The sequence below is a fragment of the Tissierellales bacterium genome (assembly GCA_035301805.1).
Lineage (GTDB): Bacteria > Bacillota > Clostridia > Tissierellales > DATGTQ01 > DATGTQ01.
This window is the reverse complement of record DATGTQ010000215.1, coordinates 1-3,801: the sequence shown is the minus strand read 5'-3', so window position 1 is coordinate 3,801 and position 3,801 is coordinate 1. Positions and strand designations below refer to the sequence as shown.

The following is a 3,801-nucleotide window of genomic DNA, read 5'->3' as shown; positions in this document are numbered from 1 at the left end:
TGAACAATTTAATTTAGAAGGAGATGTGGCTATGGATACGTCTTTCCAAGATGACCTAAATGCAGATTCTGTAGATATATTAGAACTGATAATGAGTGTTGAAGACGAATTTGAAATAGAGGTTGAAGAGGAAGAATTAGAAGATATTAGTACTGTAGGAGATGTTGTTGAATATATAGAAAATGTTAAAAACGTTGATTAAGTATATTAAAAGTTACTGTATAAAATTTTGAATTTTCAAAATTTTATACAGTAACCATTATGGAGGTAATTATGTGGTTAGTAGCAGAATTAAAAATAAAGATTTAATAGATCTTCAAAAGAAAATTGGATACTATTTTAAAAATAAAAAATTATTAAAGAAGGCTTTGACTCATAGTTCTTATGCTAATGAAAATAAATCTAAAAATTGGACCCATAATGAAAGATTAGAGTTTTTAGGAGATTCAGTACTTAATCTTATAGTTAGTGAATATGTATACAGGAAATTTCCTAACGATCCTGAAGGAGAGTTAACTAAATTTAGAGCCTCGATTGTATGTGAGACATCCTTAGCTTATGCTGCTAAAACGATGAACTTAGGAGATTATTTGTTATTAGGGAAAGGCGAAGAAGTTACTGGAGGAAGAAATAGAGATTCTATTCAAGCCGATGCTTTAGAAGCTTTAATAGGTTCTATATACTTAGACGGTGGTTTAGAAAATACTAAAAAATTTATAATTGATATGATAGAAGTTAAAGTACCAAGAACAACAAGCTTTGAATATTTATTTACTGACTATAAGACTAGGCTTCAGGAAGAACTACAAAGAACCAAAAAGGTCAAGGTCAAATATTCAGTAATCAAGGAGCAAGGGCCAGATCATGATAAAGTTTTTTATATAAATCTTATGGTAGACGGGGAACTATATGGAAGTGGTAAAGGTAGAAGCAAAAAAGAGGCGGAACAAGTGGCCGCTAAATCAGCATTAAATAAATTAGGTGTATCCGATGAGTAATAAACATTATATTATACCTATTTTTGTTCCACACCTTGGCTGCCCCCATAGTTGTGTATTTTGTAATCAGCAAAGAATCACAGGCTTATCTACTAATGTAAATATAAATGATGTAAAGAAAAAGATTGAAAACAGTTTAGAGACTATTCCTAAAAATAAAAAGAAATTAGAAGTTGCCTTTTATGGTGGCAGTTTTACAGGTATTGATAAAGAGGTACAAAAAGATTTACTAACTATTCCTTACAATTATAAAAAAGAAGATATAATAGATGAAATTAGGCTTTCTACTAGACCGGATTATATAAATACTGAAATACTTAAATTGCTAAAATCTTTTGGAGTAGATACTATAGAATTAGGTGTCCAATCCCTAGCAAATGATGTACTTAAAGCAAGCGGCAGGGGTCATGTAGAGGCAGAGGTGTATAAAGCTGTTGACTTAATAAAGAAGTTCGATTTTAAACTAGGACTTCAAATGATGGTAGGATTGCCAAAGGATACTAAAGAAAAAAGCTTATATACAGCAAAACAAATAGCTAGCCAACGGCCTGATTGTGTAAGAATATATCCAACCTTAATTATTAAAGATACTTATTTGGAAAAATTATATTTAAATGGCAACTACATTCCATTATCTTTAGAGGAAGCAGTAAATATATCTACAGATTTACTATTGCTTTTTGAATATTACAATATAAATGTTATAAGAATAGGTCTTCAGCCTACAGAAAAAATCTCCTTGGGTAAGGATGTAGTAGCCGGACCTTTCCATCCATCTTTTAGACAACTAGTAGAGTCAAATATATATAAAATGATTTTAGAAAGATATTTTGAAACTATGGATAAGTTTAGAACCACTGGCAAAACTTTAATACTAAAAATAAACAATAAAGATATATCAAATATTTCTGGACAAAAATCTAAAAATATTAAATATATAAAAGAAAAGTATGGGTTTAAAAAAATAAAGATTTATGGTGAAGACGTAGCAGACAACAATATAAAGATTAATTTTGATAATATATATGATACAATTAATAAAGATGAAATAATTAAAGATTATTTATTTAAAAATAATATAATAACTTAAAATTAGGTTTCCTTTTGCTGGAAACCTTTTAACGTCGAAACATGGGGTGTTTAAGTTGTATTTAAAAAAACTAGAAATTCAAGGTTTTAAATCTTTTGCTGATAAAACTGAGATTAATTTTGAAAATGGTATCACTTGTATAGTCGGTCCTAATGGCAGTGGGAAAAGTAATGTTTCTGATGCTATTAGGTGGGTTTTAGGTGAACAAAGCGTAAAAACCCTAAGGGGAAATAAAATGGAAGATATTATATTTGCTGGAACGAAAAACAGAAGGCCCCTAGGTTTTGGAGAAGTTTCAATTACTTTTGACAATAAAGATAATAATATTCCCATAGAGTATTCAGAAGTATCTATTACTAGGAGAATATTTAGATCAGGAGAAAGTGAATATTATATAAATAAGAACTCCTGTAGATTGCGGGATATAAAAAAATTATTTATGGATACTGGTGTAGGTAAAGATGGATATTCTATTATTGGACAAGGTAGGGTTGATGAAATATTAAGTAATAAGCCAGAAGAAAGAAGGAGTATTTTTGAGGAAGCTGCTGGAATAACTAAATACAAAACTAGAAAAGAAAAAGCAGAGAAAAAGCTAGTTAAAACTGAAGAAAATTTAGTGCGAATAAATGATATTGTACTTGAACTAGAAAGGCAATTAAAACCTTTAAAGGAACAATCTAAGGCAGCAAAAGAATATATGGGCAGAGTAGAAGAATTAAAAGGGTTAGAAATAAACGTCATTATAAGAGAGCTAGATAGTTTGAATATTAAATTAGAGGAAATTGAAAAAGAAAAAACAAGTTTAAAAGAAAAATTACAAAAAAAGATAAAAGAAAGAAATATTGTAGAGAATAAATACAACGAAGAAAAAAACAGCATTAATAAAATGGATAAGCATATGGAGGAATTCCAAAATAAAAGGTTTGATTTACAAAAAGAACTTGAGGATAAAAGAAATAAACTCACATTATTAGATGAAAAAGAAAAATACAATAGAAAAGAAAAAGAAAGGCTAGAAGAAGAAATTAATAAGTTAATAGAAGAAAAAGGAAGACTGTCTTCTAATGCAAAGGAGTTACAATTAACTTATGAAGAACATAATCAGGAATTAAATCAACTAAAAGAAAAATATAAAGAAGAATTTAAACGAGCAGAATATTTAGAAAAAGATATATTAAATGAAGAAAAAATAATAGATGAAACTAAAGGTAATATTATTGATACTTTTAATTTAATGACTGACAGAAAAAGCAAAATAAACAATCTTAATTCTTTTCAAAAGAATATTGATAATAGGATATCTCAGGTTAATAAAGAGATTAAAGAAATTGAAAATGACAAAACAGAAAGAGTAAAAATAATAGATAGTTTATTAAAAGAAGAAAAGTTAAAAAAAGAAGAAGTAAAAGATATTAGTAAAGAACTAGTAAATTCAAACAAAAAGATTAAAGAATTGCAGAAAGACTTATCCAATTTATATGATAAATCTAATGAAAATAGGGGAAATTTACAAGGAAAAATATCTAATCATAGGTTTTTAGTAAATATGGAAGAAAGTTATGAAGGATTTTATAGAAGTGTAAAAAATGTAATGAAGGCTTGTAAAAAAGATTCTATTTTAGGAGAAGGTATAGTAGGTGTAGTGGCAGATTTAATAAAAGTAGAAGATAAATATGAAAAAGCAATTGGAGTAGCATTAGGTTCAAGTTT

4 protein-coding genes are annotated in these 3,801 nt (G+C 27.8%); all 4 read left to right on the top strand.

Translation table 11 applies throughout. The annotated features are described in order from the left end of the window. A partial coding sequence (locus VK071_11030; protein HLR35842.1) for an acyl carrier protein occupies window positions 1-202 on the top strand: 202 nt, incomplete at its 5' end. A 73-nt stretch (window positions 203-275) separates the two neighbouring features. Then, entirely contained in the window at window positions 276-998 is a 723-nt protein-coding gene (gene rnc / locus VK071_11025; GenBank protein ID HLR35841.1) for a ribonuclease III, read from the top strand. Continuing rightward, a complete protein-coding gene (locus tag VK071_11020; protein ID HLR35840.1) occupies window positions 991-2,088 on the top strand; it encodes a radical SAM protein in 1,098 nt (365 codons plus the stop codon). Before rnc ends, VK071_11020 begins: the two co-directional genes overlap by 8 nt. A 55-nt stretch (window positions 2,089-2,143) precedes the next feature. Next, on the top strand, window positions 2,144-3,801 hold a 1,658-nt coding region (locus VK071_11015), incomplete at its 3' end, for an AAA family ATPase (protein HLR35839.1).